Annotated in this window: 13 protein-coding genes; 9 read left to right on the top strand and 4 right to left on the bottom strand. The window is 41.7% G+C overall.

Features of this window, described 5'->3' with window-relative positions; genetic code table 11:
* Positions 1-12: 12 nt before the first annotated feature.
* From V7L07_RS07005 to V7L07_RS06985, 5 genes are all read left to right on the top strand, one after another.
* The gene (locus tag V7L07_RS07005; protein WP_179065453.1) at positions 13-636 is read left to right on the top strand and encodes a DedA family protein; all 624 of its coding nucleotides are present in this window, start codon (positions 13-15) and stop codon (positions 634-636) included.
* Positions 637-875: 239 nt separating this feature from the next.
* Positions 876-2,030 carry a ParM/StbA family protein gene (locus V7L07_RS07000; protein ID WP_335056268.1) on the top strand — a complete coding sequence of 385 codons (1,155 nt, stop codon included), beginning with the start codon at positions 876-878 and terminating at the stop codon, positions 2,028-2,030.
* Positions 2,031-2,035: 5 nt separating this feature from the next.
* Positions 2,036-2,515, top strand: a complete 480-nt coding sequence (locus V7L07_RS06995) for a plasmid segregation centromere-binding protein ParR (RefSeq protein WP_334778533.1) — start codon at positions 2,036-2,038, stop codon at positions 2,513-2,515.
* A gap of 230 nt (positions 2,516-2,745) precedes the next feature.
* Positions 2,746-3,450: a hypothetical protein gene (locus V7L07_RS06990; RefSeq protein ID WP_335056266.1), complete on the top strand. Its 705-nt coding sequence runs from the start codon at positions 2,746-2,748 to the stop codon at positions 3,448-3,450.
* 120 nt (positions 3,451-3,570) lie between these two features.
* On the top strand, positions 3,571-3,768 hold the full coding sequence (locus V7L07_RS06985; RefSeq protein ID WP_335056426.1) for a hypothetical protein: 198 nt from the start codon (positions 3,571-3,573) through the stop codon (positions 3,766-3,768).
* 34 nt (positions 3,769-3,802) lie between these two features.
* On the opposite strand, the gene V7L07_RS06980 is transcribed toward V7L07_RS06985, so the two are convergent.
* Both V7L07_RS06980 and V7L07_RS06975 read right to left on the bottom strand, forming a co-directional pair.
* Positions 3,803-4,033 (bottom strand): DUF6737 family protein, encoded by a 231-nt coding sequence (locus V7L07_RS06980; RefSeq protein ID WP_335056264.1) that lies wholly within the window; start codon positions 4,031-4,033, stop codon positions 3,803-3,805.
* Between the two features lie 62 nt (positions 4,034-4,095).
* Positions 4,096-5,715 carry a cyclic peptide export ABC transporter gene (locus V7L07_RS06975; RefSeq protein WP_335056262.1) on the bottom strand — a complete coding sequence of 540 codons (1,620 nt, stop codon included), beginning with the start codon at positions 5,713-5,715 and terminating at the stop codon, positions 4,096-4,098.
* 340 nt (positions 5,716-6,055) lie between these two features.
* Between V7L07_RS06975 and V7L07_RS06970 the strand changes: the two genes are divergently transcribed.
* The 4 genes from V7L07_RS06970 to hpnI all read left to right on the top strand — a co-directional run bounded on the left by V7L07_RS06970 (position 6,056) and on the right by hpnI (position 12,357).
* Complete coding sequence (locus V7L07_RS06970) at positions 6,056-7,711, top strand: B12-binding domain-containing radical SAM protein (RefSeq protein WP_335056260.1); 1,656 nt, start codon at positions 6,056-6,058, stop codon at positions 7,709-7,711.
* Positions 7,712-7,923: 212 nt separating this feature from the next.
* Positions 7,924-9,378, top strand: a complete 1,455-nt coding sequence (gene hpnJ, locus V7L07_RS06965; protein ID WP_335056258.1) for a hopanoid biosynthesis associated radical SAM protein HpnJ — start codon at positions 7,924-7,926, stop codon at positions 9,376-9,378.
* Positions 9,379-9,612: 234 nt separating this feature from the next.
* Complete coding sequence (gene hpnK, locus V7L07_RS06960) at positions 9,613-10,545, top strand: hopanoid biosynthesis-associated protein HpnK (RefSeq protein WP_335056256.1); 933 nt, start codon at positions 9,613-9,615, stop codon at positions 10,543-10,545.
* Between the two features lie 585 nt (positions 10,546-11,130).
* The gene (hpnI, locus tag V7L07_RS06955) at positions 11,131-12,357 is read left to right on the top strand and encodes a bacteriohopanetetrol glucosamine biosynthesis glycosyltransferase HpnI (protein ID WP_335056254.1); all 1,227 of its coding nucleotides are present in this window, start codon (positions 11,131-11,133) and stop codon (positions 12,355-12,357) included.
* Positions 12,358-12,658: 301 nt separating this feature from the next.
* On the opposite strand, the gene V7L07_RS06950 is transcribed toward hpnI, so the two are convergent.
* On the bottom strand, positions 12,659-14,272 hold the full coding sequence (locus V7L07_RS06950; protein ID WP_335056251.1) for an iron uptake porin: 1,614 nt from the start codon (positions 14,270-14,272) through the stop codon (positions 12,659-12,661).
* Positions 14,273-14,500: 228 nt separating this feature from the next.
* Positions 14,501-15,547 (bottom strand): Gfo/Idh/MocA family oxidoreductase, encoded by a 1,047-nt coding sequence (locus tag V7L07_RS06945; protein WP_335056249.1) that lies wholly within the window; start codon positions 15,545-15,547, stop codon positions 14,501-14,503.
* Positions 15,548-15,836 lie beyond the last annotated feature (289 nt).

Genomic DNA, 15,836 nt, shown 5'->3' with positions numbered 1-15,836 from the left:
GGAATTGACTTAATGCTTGAATGGATAACTAATACTATCAACTATTTTGGCCATTGGGGAATTGCCCTACTAATGTTCTTAGAGAATCTTTTTCCCCCCATTCCTTCAGAATTGATCATGCCACTGGCTGGATTTACAGCAAGTCCATATCAACCAGGAGGGCCAAAGCTGAATATCATTGGTGTGTTTTTTGCAGGACTTTTGGGTTCTGTATTAGGCGCACTTATTTGGTACTATCCAGGTAAGTTTTTGGGCGAAACCCGTTTGAAAGCTTGGGCTGATAAATATGGCAAATGGCTGGCTATATCCAGTAAAGATATCACCAAGGCCAAAGTGTGGTTTGATCGACAAGGTAGAAAAGCAGTATTAATTGGTCGTCTTGTACCAGGAATCCGCACCTTGATTTCTGTTCCCGCAGGGATCAGCAATATGCCTTTGCTACCATTTTTGTTTTACACAACATTGGGTAGCGCGGCTTGGGTGGGTTTGCTAACATACTCAGGATACGCGTTGGGTAGTCAGTATGAACTTGTGGACAAGTACCTTGCTCCTGTATCCAAAATCGTACTTGGGGGTTTGGTTTTGGCATTTATTTTCTGGATATCCAAGCGCCAGTTAAGACGTACTAGAAGATGAAACACGGACGCTTTTGGTTTGAAAGCAGTAAAAGCAGGGGTTACATCTGGCCAAAATTCGCCTACACTATGCCAAATAATACTAGATGTGCGTTGGCAGAGCTTACCGGAGATATGGCCGGAATTAATTTTTGGCGTATTTCTAGCTACACTTGACGCAACCTAGAATTTCTGGTTGCTCGCATTTTTGTAAGATGAGCATGACAACTTTTTACAGTTAAGTTTGAACTAGGAGCTTTCATGACAGACCAACCTTCCGCTGCTACCCCTATCAATGCCGCTGCTATACCGATGAATAGAGTGTCGGCATCCACTCCCATAAATGCTGTTAATAATCCTAACCCAAGCACAGGAACGGTTTCAGGAAAAACCATTCTCAGTGTTGATTTAGGCAGAACTTCCACAAAAACTTGTGTGAGTCGCGAACCTGGTAATGTAGTGTTCGTACCTGCCAACGTCAAGCAGATGTCAATAGAGCAAGTACGCGGCGGTGTTTTTGAAGCCCGCGCTACTGATCCCCTAATGGATTTGTGGCTGGAGTATCAAGGCAATGGATATGCCGTTGGTCAACTGGCGGCAGACTTTGGGGCGAATTTAGGAGTCGGACAATCCAAGGTAGAGGCTGCACTGGTAAAAGTGTTAGCAAGTGCTGGCTACTTTAAACTCAAAAATGATATCTCAGTCGTACTGGGTCTGCCTTTTCTTTCTTTAGAGCAATTTGAAAAGGAAAAAGCCCAGTTGATTAGCCAAGTAGGTGGCCCTCATGTGTTGAACTTCCGAGGCGAGTCTGTGTCGCTGAATGTCAATAAAGTTTGGGTCATGCCAGAGGGCTACGGCAGTTTGCTGTGGTCTGAAGCTCAACCAAAGAAAAATCCTGGCAGTCCCGATTTTACAAAAATATCGGTGGCGATCGTCGATATTGGACATCAAACCGTCGATCTTTTGATGGTAGATAACTTCCGTTTTGCTAGAGGTGCTTCTAAAAGCGAAGACTTCGGGATGAATAAGTTTTATGAATTGGTATCCGCTGAAATCGAGGGAGCCGATAGTCAATCTCTAGCGCTGATTTCTGCTGTTAACAAACCCAGAGGTGAACGTTTTTACCGTCCTAAAGGCGCTAGCAAGCCCACCAACCTAGATGATTTTCTTCCTAACCTTACGGAGATGTTTTCTCGCGAAATCTGTAGCCGTGTGCTAGCCTGGTTGCCAGAACGCGTCACCGATGTGATTCTTACTGGCGGTGGTGGTGAGTTCTTCTGGGACGACGTTCAACGTCTGCTCAAAGAAGCAAAGATTAATGCTCATTTAGCAGCACCTTCCCGTCAGGCGAATGCTTTGGGGCAGTATATTTATGGAGAGGCACAATTATCCTCCAATCGCGCTGCTAGGGCATAAAGCTGATGTTCCAATGGTCAAAAAAGGTAGTTAAATCCGTCACGTTCAACCCAGAGCTTGCTGATGAAAGCTTGTTAGCGCAAGTAGAAAGTTATTTGGAAAAACAACCAGACAAGACTTTCAGCGACCTCTGTAAAGAAGCCTTATGGCAATCTTTATGTGTACCGGAACCTGTACAACCTGCTCCACAAACGGCAGTAACAACACCGATTGATCAACAAATCGGTGAACTGCAACGTCAAGTGGCTGGACTTGAGGAACGTTTTTTTGCCAAGGGATCTAATCGTTTGGAGGCGATGGAACATCATCTATTGCAACTTTCTCAACAAGTTGCACAACTGGCGCTCATAGTCAATGATCGATCATTCATTCCGTCTCCAAATCAATTAGAAGTAGTAAATAATACTTCTTATACTGTTGCTACCCCTCCTCAAGAGGTTGACCCCGTAATCAGTCGCCTTAGTCAGTTTCTCGATGATTTTTAAGGAACAATCAGGTTGGTGAGCAGTTTTTGCTCATATTAACAATCCTTAATAGTTAATACTATTAAGGATTATTAATGCTTATATATAGAAAAAATATAGAAAAAATTTGTATAGATGGGGCGATCGCTCATAATACTGAATCTCAGTTTATCTGTTCTGGCATTCTTATTATTTGATGCCAAAGCCTAATTTACAAACAAATTTTGGCTAACTCTTCATTAGATAACATCATGGCTAATTCGTACACTAATATTATTGTCAAAGGACAAAATCAAGAAGTTTTACTTAATTATCTTGAGAGCTTAAGAATAAATGCTTATGTTTCTCCTTTTATTAAGGATATCGCAATTGTGTATGCTGAAATAGCAGAGAATGATTCTAAGGAACTTTTTAGTTTAGCTTCTCTAATATCAAGTCATTTTAATAACTATACTTTAGCAGTATTAAACCATGATGAAACTGTTTTTCATTATGAGCTATATGAATGTGGTAAGTTAGTAGACCAGTATATCTCTAATCCAAAATTTCACGATTTGGAAGCTGAAGATATTCCCAAAGGAGGAAATGCACAAAAACTTTGTAGCGCTTTCGAGGTAACAAAAGCTGTTAAGAAGGTTAAAGCAATTCTAGAAGAACATGGAGAAGGAATTTATCTATTTTCCTCAGAACGCCATAAGAAATTAATTAAGGCACTTAAAATTCCTTTTTTCTGGGCAACCGAGAGCGTAGGAGGATATATTTATATTCAGAAAGGCGCTATTACACCCATGAGAGAGAAAGAGCCTACACCAGAATTCGCTCTCTCTATGTTGAAAAAAACTAAAAGTGTGAATAGTCAAAATATTTTTCAGATCGAAGCCAAATCTCCGTTAGAAACTCTCTTAAAAGTTAAACAATACAATTACCTACTGCCCAAGCTTCACCAGCAGCTATAATACGCAAATTTGCTCGCCTTTGTATTGAATATTATTAGTACATATTTTTACTAGATTCTTTTTTTACTCTGCACACTGTATAAATGCTAGAATCCTCAAGTAGACAGTTAGGATACCTAGATGTCAGTTGTAGCTAACTCAATCAAGTTTGGTACAGACGGCTGGCGGGGCATTATTGGTGACGAGTTCACCTTTGAACGCCTAGCCCTGAACATTTTGGCTAAATCATTAAGAACGGTGGGGCATACCGCGATCGCTTGGGAACAGAACGACCTCTGTCTAGACTTGGAAACAAATATAGATAAGTCGGCTGGATGAACCAAGAATCCCCCGACTTTAAGTCGGGGAAGTGTTAATCTTTATACGACTCCAAAATACCACTGCGAATCATTAGTTGAGGCCAAAACAACACAAAAAACCCCATCCATGTTACTACAGGGATGGAAACGAGAATTGTTAGCCAGATAGTTTTAAATAGTAACCAGCTACCACCAATCAGTGTTACACCTGTGAGAACTATAGACCAAGGCTGACACCACCAAGGTTTGTAGTTCCAAGGACTTATGGGCTTTTGTTCAGACATTGGTTTTATTTAGTCAAACTCAAGATATTCCTTCATTAACAATTATGAATTGTTTTGACAGATTAAGTTTTGTCATACTCGATTTTTCCATAGTCAAGTTTGATAATTCGGTCTGCTAAATGAAAATAGCGATCGTCATGGCTAATCACCAGCACTGTTTTACCCCGCGATCGCAGTTCTGGTAGAATTTGAGTGTAGAATATTTCCTTGAATACTGGATCTTGATCGGCTGCCCACTCGTCAAATAGATAAATTGGTCGATCTTCCAAGTAGGCTGTGAGCAAAGCTAGGCGTTTCCGTTGTCCTTGAGAAAGAGCAGTTGTAGAAAGTTGGCCGTTTTCAACTTTCACTTTATGGTCTAGTTGCAGTTGTTTTATATATTTTTTAGCTTGCTCGTCCAAGTCAGAATTTTTTAATCCTAAAAGTTCTTCAAATAAATAAAAGTCGGAAAATACCACAGAAAAATGCTGGCGATACCATTCTCGATTCTGTTCGCTAATTAGCTCGTCATCAAACCAAATTTCGCCTTTTTCTGGGATGTAAAGTCCGGTAATTAGTTTAGCTAATGTAGATTTGCCGCTACCATTACCGCCGACAATGAAGACTAATTCTTGAGGATAAAGTGTCAAATCTATGGGGCCAAAAATAAAGCTGTTGTCTTCTTTATCTGTATAGTAAATATGGGTAACACTTTTAAATTTTAACCTATGCCAGTCAGATTTTAGAGCAGGCGGAACAGTGGATATTTCCGTTCGACTTGCTAGAGATAAACCCAGGGATTCGATTTTTTGTAAAGCAATGCTGGCTTTGCTTAATAAAGGAAGTTTGCTGATGATGTTATCCATAGGTAACACCAAGTAAGTGAAAGTTAAAATGTAGCCAGAGAGAGTTTCGGGATTGATGGTAAGCAGATTAGGTAGCACAAACAGTACAAAACCGAGGGCAAAAAAGAATATGAGTTGACCCCAACTTGAAGTTATGGCAAAAAGGGTTAGACCTTTAACATTGTGATGACGGAACTCGTTAGCAGTTGATTGCAGCTTTTCTGCTAAAAAGTCTTCACGCCGTCTGTAGTTGAGTTTGAGTTCCTTGACTCCTTCGGTAATGGTGCGAAAATGTTTAAACAGATGATCTTCATCTTCACGAGCTAGGGTCAGTAATTGCCCGCCTCGGTTGAGTAGCCACTGACAACTAGCGATCGCAACTACTGAAATTCCACAAACCATCAGCAATACTAACCAAGAGAGCCAGGTTATATATGCTATACAACCCAGGACGATCGCTAAATTAATAAAAATGAAAGGCATCTGATAAACAGCATCGGCAACCGCCTGAATATCTTCTGTAAGAGTTGCCAATAATCGAGGATTCCCTAAGCGTTCCAGATGACTCAACTCGGAAGCGAGAATCTGGCGACTTAAACGCATTCGTAATTGTAAGACTGCATTCTGAGAAAGACGAACTAGCATCACTTGAGAAATGATACTGGTAATTAATGCAACTATTGCCAGCCCCGCAAAACCCCAAATTATCGATGTGAGGCGGGAAGCACTACCACTACTAGCAGTATGGCTAATTAAGGCAATCAAGCCAGCACTACTACCGCCACTCAAGAATCCCGTAGCGATCGCGATCGCCACCATCCCCCACGAAGAACGCAAAAGAAAGTAAATCAAATTCATGACAGATGCCTATACCCAGTTGGATACAACAAAAAATGAAAATCTCTCTTTTTATGTCCCATGCGCGATTTCCATAATTGTTGTTTGCCAACTAATTAAATTTGCATTGCTAGGGGAGATTCTATATTTTACCAGTTAAACACCCTCTTCAAATATCACGATGAATCAGGCAGAAGGCAAGATTGGGCAATTTATAATCGCTAGGACTTTGCTTTGAGCAAAAATACATTCCTAATGCCTTCTGCGTCCTGCCTTTCTTTGGTAAGCTAGTTGGAATTACAGCTAATTATGTCAATAAACTGTCAAATTACCTGCTCAGTTTTCCAGAGTGAAATTTGCAATGACTGTAAATCTAAAGTCTTCAGAGAAACGGATTAATGTCGCGGTCGATTCTAAAACCGCTCCTGTCATTCAAGGAACCCGCTACGTTCCTTTGCACCATCGACGCATTCTGTGTATCTTTCCCAAATACAGCCGCTCCTTTGGTACTTTTCATCACGCTTACCCACTGATGGGTAAAGTTCGGGCTTTTATGCCACCCCAAGGTATTTTAATTGTGGCTGCCTACTTACCTAAACAATGGGAAGTGCGCTTTATTGATGAGAATGTCAAATCAGCAACGAGGGCTGATTATCAATGGGCTGATGTGGTGATTGTGAGTGGAATGCACATCCAAAAACCGCAGATTAATCAAATTAATGAACTTGCCCATCGATCTGGGAAAATTACCGTTGTGGGTGGTCCTTCGGTATCTGGATGTCCAGAATATTATCCTGAATTTGACATTTTAAATTTGGGTGAATTGGGAGATGGAAGCGATCGCCTGATCGAATATCTAGACCAAAATCTAGAACGTCCCCAACAGCAAATTCGCTTTGAAACCAAGGAACGTTTACCCTTAACAGAGTTTCCAACTCCAGCTTATCATTTGCTGAATATCAATGATTATTTCCTGGCAAATGTCCAGTTTTCTAGTGGTTGCCCTTATCGCTGCGAGTTTTGTGATATTCCCGAACTCTATGGCAACAGTCCCCGAATGAAAACACCAGAGCAAGTAGTCGCGGAGTTAGACGCAATGCGACAATCTGGCAATTTGGGGGCAGTGTATTTTGTCGATGATAACTTTGTTGGCGATCGCCGCGCCGCCATGAAGTTACTTCCTCACCTGATTGACTGGCAAAAGCGCAATGGCTACCCCATCCAGTTTGCCTGTGAAGCAACGCTCAATCTAGCACAAAGTCCAAAATTGCTAGAAATGATGCGCGAAGCCTATTTTTGCACAATCTTTTGTGGCATCGAAACACCAGAACCAAATGCCCTCCATGCGATTTCCAAAGACCAAAATCTGAGTATGCCCATCTTAAAAGCAATTCAGGTTTTAAATAGCTATGGTATGGAAGTAGTCTCAGGAATCATCATTGGGTTAGATACAGATACACCAGAAACAGCAGACCGAATTATCGAATTTATTCGGGCATCGCAAATTCCCATGTTGACAATTAACCTACTTCATGCATTACCTAGAACTCCATTATGGCGGAGATTAGAAGCAGAAGGACGACTTGTCTATGATGAAAACCGCGAATCAAATGTTGAATTTTTGATGCCCTACGAGCAAGTTATTGAGATGTGGCGGCGCTGCATCACAACTGCTTATGAGCCAGAATTTTTATATCAGCGGTTCGCCTACAACATGGAACACACTTATCCAAACCGCATCAAAATTCCTAACAGCCCGTCTCGCGCTTCTGCGGCTAATATTCGCAAAGGTTTAACTTATTTAAGCAATATTTTGCTGCGGGTAGGCTTATTTAGTAACTATCGTCAGACTTTCTGGAAAATGGCCAAGCCAGCACTCAAAGCAGGAAATGTAGAAAACTTGATTCACGTTGGACTTGTTGGCCATCATTTGATTAAGTTTGCCCAAGATTGTGCCAAAAACGAAGAATCAGCTTCGTTCTATTCCCAAAAAATCCTCACCAAAGTTCGTAGCTAACTGTCAAGTGCAGGAGGCAGGAGGTAGGAGGTAGGGGGACAATCTTTATTTCTTACCTCTCTGCGGTTTGATTAAAAAATATTTTTCGCAAAAGAGAGAAATAGAGAATTTTATAAATGATTTACCACTGCGATCGCATCTGCTGCCCTTTAGGTTTTATCCTAAAGAAGTATTAAGTAGAACCTCCGAACTATATACAAGGAAATATACCTGTGAAGAAAACTTTGTTTCTCAGTCCTCCTTCCTTTGATGGGTTTGATGGTGGCGCAGGTTCTCGATACCAAGCCAAGCGTGAGATTACTTCCTTCTGGTATCCGACATGGCTGGCACAACCCGCAGCCCTTGTACCTGGTAGCAAGCTGATTGATGCACCCCCACACGATCAAACAGTAGAAGATGTCATCAAAATTGCTCAAGATTACGAGCTAATTATCATGCACACCAGCACGCCTTCACTGCCTAATGATGTGAAGTGTGCCGAGACAATCAAAGCTCAAAACCCTAATGTCCAGATTGGCCTGATTGGAGCGCACGTAGCAGTCTTACCAGAACAGACGTTGCTGGAAAACCCAATCATTGACTTTGTGTGTCGTCACGAATTCGACTATACCTGCAAAGAAATCGCAGAGGGTAAATCTTGGGAAGAAATTACAGGTCTAAGTTACCGCGATCGCCAGGGTAATATACGTCATAATGAAGACCGCCCCTTGATTCACGATTGGGATTCGATGCCCAGTGTCTTGCCGATTTATCACCGTGATTTAGATATTACTAAATACTTTATTGGCTACTTGCTGCATCCATACATTTCCTTTTACACTGGGCGGGGTTGTCCAGCAAAATGTACCTTCTGCCTTTGGCCGCAAACAATCGGCGGACATTTATACCGCACTAAAAGCCCCGAAGCAGTTGGGCGCGAGATGGAAGAAGCGAAAGCCATCTTCGGCGACAAGGTGCGAGAATACATGTTTGATGACGATACTTTTACTATAGACAAACAGCGTGCGATCGCAATTAGCGAACATCTGCGGCGACTCAAACTGACTTGGAGTTGTAACGCCCGTGCAAATCTGGATTATGACACCCTCAAAAAACTACGCGATAACGGCTTACGTCTACTTTTGGTAGGATTTGAATCTGGGAATCAGCAAATTTTGGATGGCATTAAAAAAGGAATCAAGTTAGAAGTAGCGCGGAAGTTTATGGAAAATTGTCATAAACTTGGCATTACCGTACACGGCACATTTATCATTGGTTTACCCGACGAAACGCCAAAAACAATAGAAGAAACAGTCCGGTTTGCTTGCGAGATTAGTCCTCATACAATTCAGGTTTCGATTGCCGCTCCCTATCCTGGAACAGAACTTTATCGTCAAGCACAAGAAAATAATTGGTTTAGCAACAGTTCTTTAGTTGCTAGTTCCGGAATTCAAATGTCTACACTGCAATATCCAAATCTCTCCAGTGCTGAGATTGAAGATGCAGTTGAGAAGATGTATCGGAAGTTCTACTTCCGTCCCAGAGCGATTATCCCAATCGTTGGCGAAATGCTCACCGATCCGCAAATGTTAGTACGCCGTTTGCGTGAAGGACGGGAATTTTTCTCATACTTGAAAGACCGTCGTACCCAAGCAACTGCGAAAGCAGAATCAGTAGTTGTTGGTTAGTTGTTCTTTTTGGAACAATTGACATAACGTGAGTTCGATAAGTCTTATTTGACCTCTCCCCCAGCCCCTCTCCGATGCGGAGAGGGGGGCAAAAAGCTTAATTTTTGGTTGCTCCTGCCTTTCCGTTTCGGAGAGGTTCATCGAATTCACGTTGACATAATACCATTTTGGATTGAGATCGGCATCAATCCAACTCAATAGCTCAATTATCGGAACCTTAAAAATCTAAAACTTATGCCAGCACAGCGTTTCGCTATCATCAATGGTGATGACTTTGGTTTCTCTGAAGGAGTTAATCAAGCAATTATCAAAGCACACAAAGAAGGAGTGCTAACTAGTACCAGCCTGATGGTGAGCGCTGATGCTGCAAAAGAGGCTGTCACCTTGGCAAAGGCCAATCCAAATCTGGCCGTTGGACTACATCTTGTGTTGATATGTGGACGTTCTGTCCTACCGCCAGAGCAAATTCCCCATTTAGTTGACAAACAAGGTAACTTTTCAAACAGTCCATTTTTTGCCGGGTTGCGCTATCAATTTGTTAAGGAAGCCCGTAAAGAACTGCGGCAAGAAATTCGCGCTCAGTTAGAAAAATACCGTTCTACTGGTTTGCCTCTTTCTCATGTAGATGGGCACTTGCATTTACATATACATCCGGTAGTCTTGCGTATTTTAGTTGACTTAGCACCAGAATTTGATATTAAAGTTATTCGTCTTCCCAGTGAGGAACTGGGAATGACCTTGAGAGTTGATCGCAGTAATTTACTAACAAAGCTAGTTTGGTCAGGAGTATTTGGCAGACTACGCCGCTATGGTGAGAGGCTGTTAGAGTCCGAAGGTATTAGCTTTACTCAAAGAGTTTACGGTTTATTGCAAACTAGTGGTATTACAGAGGAATATTTACTTGGGTTGATACCCCAAATTCAGGCAAACTTGGTAGAGATTTACTCTCATCCGGCGATGCCTACAGAGGGCAACTCTTGGAGAAGCTACGCCAACGCCAACGAAATTCACGGCGATTCTTTAAATGAAGAACTAGTGACAGGTGAAGCAGAACTGGCTGCCTTGTTAAGTAGTAAGGTACGCGAAGCGCTGCTGAGTAATGGCTTTGAAATTACCAACCACCATTTTCTATCCCAACATACCATCTCAGGGAACTCCAAGAAATAAATTATCCAATATTGTGGGGTGAGCAACATGAGCGCCATATAGCCTGGGCGGGCGAGACGCCATTAGTGTCAACTTAAGGTTAAAACCCATTTGTCAACGATGGGTTTTGTTAGGAACGAAGTATAAAGGTGAACTTTTTTCTAACTTTTATAGGCAAGCTGGGAGTGATGCTAATAAACAAAGCATTAATAGTCCCTGAAAAAGTTCGTTTTTTGTCCCTTTCAAACCGAATTTATCAGCATAAATGCTTATTGACATAGGAAGTTTGAGCTTAACTTGACACCTATGGCGAGACGCCCACCCCACAAGAATTAATTGGATATTTTTTTATTTTTCAGTGCCTAAATTTGATTTTCCAAAATTTTTAATTAATGATAATTAATCCTAAAACTATCTGTACTTGATTCAGATAGTTTCGGAAATAATTCAGCCAGCCAAAAATATTTCGTGAAAATTTAAAAGTAAAATTTCTCTAAAGTAATCACTTTGTCATCCCAATTTCATTTAACTTACATAAGAAAATCTTAAACTTATCGGCAAGGAATCTAGAAAATGCTAATATTAGCCGCCCGCTAATCAATGTTTATGTTTGTATCTACCTTCTTAACAAATATTCACCTACTTTTCATTGATTTATTACTAGTTTTATGCGTTTCATCGGTCTGGTTTTATTGCTATGCAATTTATGCGGCAATCATTTTTTTTGCTAATCCCCAGCCAATTGATCTAGATTTCCATCCACCTGTTAGTATCCTCAAACCCATTTGTGGACTTGATAGTGATACTTATAAAAACCTAGCCTCCTTTTGTCAGCAGAACTATCCAGAATATCAAATCATCTTTGCAGTACAAAACTCTCAAGACCCTTGTATAGAGGTTATAGAGGAAATCATCCACAATTTTTCAGATTTGGATATTTTGCTGATTGTAAGCGATCGCGTCATTGGTACAAACTTCAAAGTTAGCAACTTGGCCAATGCCGCAGACAAAGCTAAATACGAAATTCTAGTCCTTGCTGATAGCGACATCCGAGTTGGAAGAGACTATTTGCAAAGAGTTGTCCAACCTTTACAAGACGAAAGCGTGGGTGTAGTCACCTGTATGTATCGCTCCTTAGCTAAAGGATGGATATCGACATTAGAGGCTATTACGACTACGACTGAGTTTCATGCTGGAGTTTTTGTCAGTAATCTGAAGGAAAACGGTGTAAAATATGCTTTTGGTTCCACCATTGTCATCCCTAAAAAAGTCCTCAAAGCCATTGGTGGATTTGAAGCGATCGCTGATTATCTGGCAGATGATTTCCAACTCGGCTATCTACCTGTACAAGCAGGTTACAAAGTTGTGCTTTCCGACTACATAGTTGAACATGTACAGATAAGCAACAATTTAGTTGACGCTCTCAGGCGACAGATTCGTTGGGCGCGTGGTAAACGAGTTTCTCGTCCTTGGGGTTATCTAGGACTAATTTTTACCTATGGAGTCGTCACCAGCTTGCTGCTACTGATTGCTACTGATGGTTCAATAGTAGGATGGCTAGGACTATGTATCTGTTGGGCAACAAGATTACTGATGGCTTGGATCGTTGGTACTGTTAGTTTGAAAGATCCAATAGTCAAAAAATTTCTGTGGCTCGTTCCTGGGTGCGACTTGTTAAGCTTTGTGATTTGGTTTTTTGGCTTTATTGGCAACACCATAGAGTGGCGGGGACAGCAACTAAAGCTAACTAAAGATGGAAAGCTATTATTACAAGAAGACAAAAAATATCCAATTAACTCTTGTGGGGTGGGCGTCTCACCCGCCATATTATAAACTGGGCGGGCAGGATGCCATAGGTGTCAAGTTAAGCTCAAACTTTCTATGTCAATAAGCATTTATGCTGATAAATTCGGTTTGAAAGGGAAAAAAAACGAACTTTTTCAGGGACTATGAATGCTTTGTTTATTAGCATTACTCCCAGCTAGCGTCTAAAAGTCAGAAAAAAGTTCACCTTTATACTTCGCTCCTAACAAAACCCATCGTTGACAAATGGGTTTTAACCTTAAGTTGACACCTATGGCAGGATGCCCACCCCACAATATTGGATAATTTATTTCTTGGATTTACCTTAGAGTTAAAAATCGAAGGTTGTGCGAAGCACACCCACATACTGGGTATCATTTCTGCTGTCGTTTTCTGGGTTGAGAATCACCCAAAAGCCAGGAGTAACTGAAATATTGTCGTTCAGACGGTAACGATAAAATGCTTCGATATGATAAGCGTTATTTCGTTCTTGACGGACATCACTGTTAGAGACATGCGGTGGTATACCAAAGAGAATTCCTGGCAGATTGCCTCTACCACCCACATCGGGAAACGACACCCCAATCGCCCCAAACCAGACATTGGCATTGTCACCATTGTTCACAAATAGAGAATCTGTTCCACCCCTACCATTGGAAATATCACTCAAACCAGAACTCTTGGCATTTGCCCAAATATATCCCCCCCAAGCGTGGACTTGGAAATTTGGGGAGAAGCGATAGTATCCCTGTGCGCCGACAATATCGTTGGAAGTAGCAATGTTGTTGCCAAAGGGAGCGTTTGACAGCACGCTACCCGTCCCAGCCGAGAGATCGATTACTCCAGCAGGGCTATAGCCATGAGAGTAGGCAACACCGATCGCTCCTTGCTTACCATAATAGGCTAAGTGCGCTAGGGCATTGTAGCCGCCATTAAACAAGCCGTTGCTCCCCGATGGCACATTGGGACTGTTTGCTAAATAGCCCAAGGTGAGAACCAAGTCTTTGGTGATGTTCCAGTTAGCGGCTGCACCACCACCACCTCGCCGGAATAAGGGACTATATGATCCAAATAATGAAGGAACCCCATTGCCGTCATCAGCGATCGTGGCGGGAGTGATGGTGTTTGTAATGTCGGTGTAACCAATGCCTGTAGGCCCAACAACAAAGTTAAGGGAATCACTGACTGGGAAGTAATAACGGATATGGGGGACAAAAAGTGTCTCGTTGCTGTCATAATCGAAGTTCAGGCGTGTCATCCCTGTGCCTGTAGCTGCGGCAATTTGGCTTACACCATTGGAATTCGCAAAGTTGCCAAATTCTAGCCGGACTCGCAATAAGTCTTTGCCAGTGAAACTGCTCTCAAAGTTGAGACGACCCCGATTTGCAAAGTAGATACGGGAGTCATCGCGATTGCCACCAACTCTATTACCAAAGGTATCACTAATGGCAGTAATAATTTGAGCATTCAGCTTGGTAGTGGTGGAAAATTGCTGTTTCTCTAGGGTTGCTGTTCGTGCTTCTAGCGTATCCACTCGCCCACGCAGAGTTGTCAATTCTGCGGCAAAGTCTTGCTGCAATTTTTGCAGCACTGCCAAATCTTGCTTATTAACTAAATCGCTAGTAGCTGTGGCAATTAACTCATTAATCCGATCCAAACAAGCATTTAAACCTGCGGCAAACTCATAACGGCTTAAGGCACGGTTCCCGCGATAGGTAGAATTGGGATAACCTGCAATACAGCCGTAGCGTTCCACCAGTGATTGCAATGCACCAAACGCCCAATCAGTTGGTTGTACATCAGAAAACTGAGAAACAGAATTGACTTGCCCCTGCAAATTCCTATTCGCATCTGCTGGATTAGAATTATCTTCTGGAGGTGCTGCCCAAACTGCCGGAATTGCCAAAAACAGAAGAAAAAAACTATAAAAAAGAGTTTTGATCATCGACTTGTGAGTTGAAAATGGTTGAATTCTGACTTGGTAACGAAAGAGATTAGGCTCAAACTAAAGCTTTCAGCTTACGAGCTAATCTACATATTTTGAGCTAAGGTTTTAGGTCAATATGGTTCAGTTAAGGGCTACTGGTAACATTTTTGGGTTCTCAAGACGCGATAAATCGCCGTCTCTACAAGTGTTTTGGGCTTATCTGAACTGTATAGGGTTTTAGGTCACTTAAAGCAACGCTATGACTTTTTGCTCATTGCTGCTTTTAATAGCTGCTTCTATAATTCGCATTACATTAATTCCGTCTTCGGCAGTAACAGCAATTGGCTGATTATTAGCAATGGATTTGTACACCGCATCGTAATAACCTAAATAACTGCCCTGTGAGCTTTTAACTTTTTCCCGAATTACTTTTGTGTCTTTTTCGGTATGAAGTAAGCCATATTCACTTTCTGGCTCTGTATACCAATCAAGTGTATTAGGCTTCATCCCCGCTACTAAATACTCTTCTTGTTTATCGGCTCTGCTTTTGAGAAAAGAACCATGAGTGCCATGTATGATATAGGCAGGCGCAGGCTCACGCACCAGAAAACTTGCTTTTAATTTGACCCGCAGTTTATTGTAGTATAGTATCAACTCAAAATAATCATCTACCTGCGATCGCACTCTTGTGATGCGGATGTCTGCAAAAATAGCATCAGGCATCCCAAATAAATGCAAAGCTTGGTCTATTAAGTGCGGCCCTAAATTATTTAATGTTCCTGCCCCCGGACTTGGAACTTCTACGTGTTGTTTATGACTGAGGGTTGGTTTATATCTTTGGAATTGGAATTCTACTTCAATAATATCACCTAATAAACCTTCTTGAACAATTTTTTTGATTGTTTTAAAATCACTATCCCACCTGCGGTTTTGATATACAGATAATTTCTTTCCCTGTTTTTGTGCCAATTCTTTCAGGTTTTCCGCTTCTGCTACTGTTGTGGTGAATGCTTTTTCTACCACCACATGTTTGTCTGCAAGTAATGCCTGTTTAGCATAATCATAATGGGTATAAGTGGGTGTATTTACGACCACCAACATTACTTCCTCATCTGCTAGCAATGCTTCTAAAGAAGGATAGCTTTTTACATCAGGATAATGTTCCTGTATCAGCTTTTTACTTCTTTCCCAAGAACCGGCTAATTTAAATCCGGGATGTAAATCAATAAACGGCGCATGAAATACCATGCCGGACAAACCAGAAGAACAAAGAGCCGTATTGATAGTTTCCATCTTTTTCGTGATTGACTGAAGCGAGAGTTTTTATTTAGTTTTTTTCTGATATTTTTCCGGGAGAATCACCGAAGAAAGCAGGGGAGGCAAGAGGAGAAAAAATACCTTTCCTGCTCTACAAATCACGTTAGTGCAGTGGGGCGTAGCCCATTAAGAATTAACGTGAGTTCGATGAACCTCTCCGACACGGAGAGGGGCTGGGGGAGAGGTCAAATAAGACTTGTCGAACTCACGTTAAGAATTACGTTAGCGTACCATTCCGTGGAAGCAAGTTACGCGCAGCATCTCG

This window comes from Nostoc sp., assembly GCF_036916985.1.
In the GTDB taxonomy this organism is placed as follows: Bacteria; Cyanobacteriota; Cyanobacteriia; order Cyanobacteriales; family Nostocaceae; genus Nostoc.
Note: the sequence above shows the minus strand (reverse complement) of the source record. Positions and strands in the feature narration are given on the sequence as shown.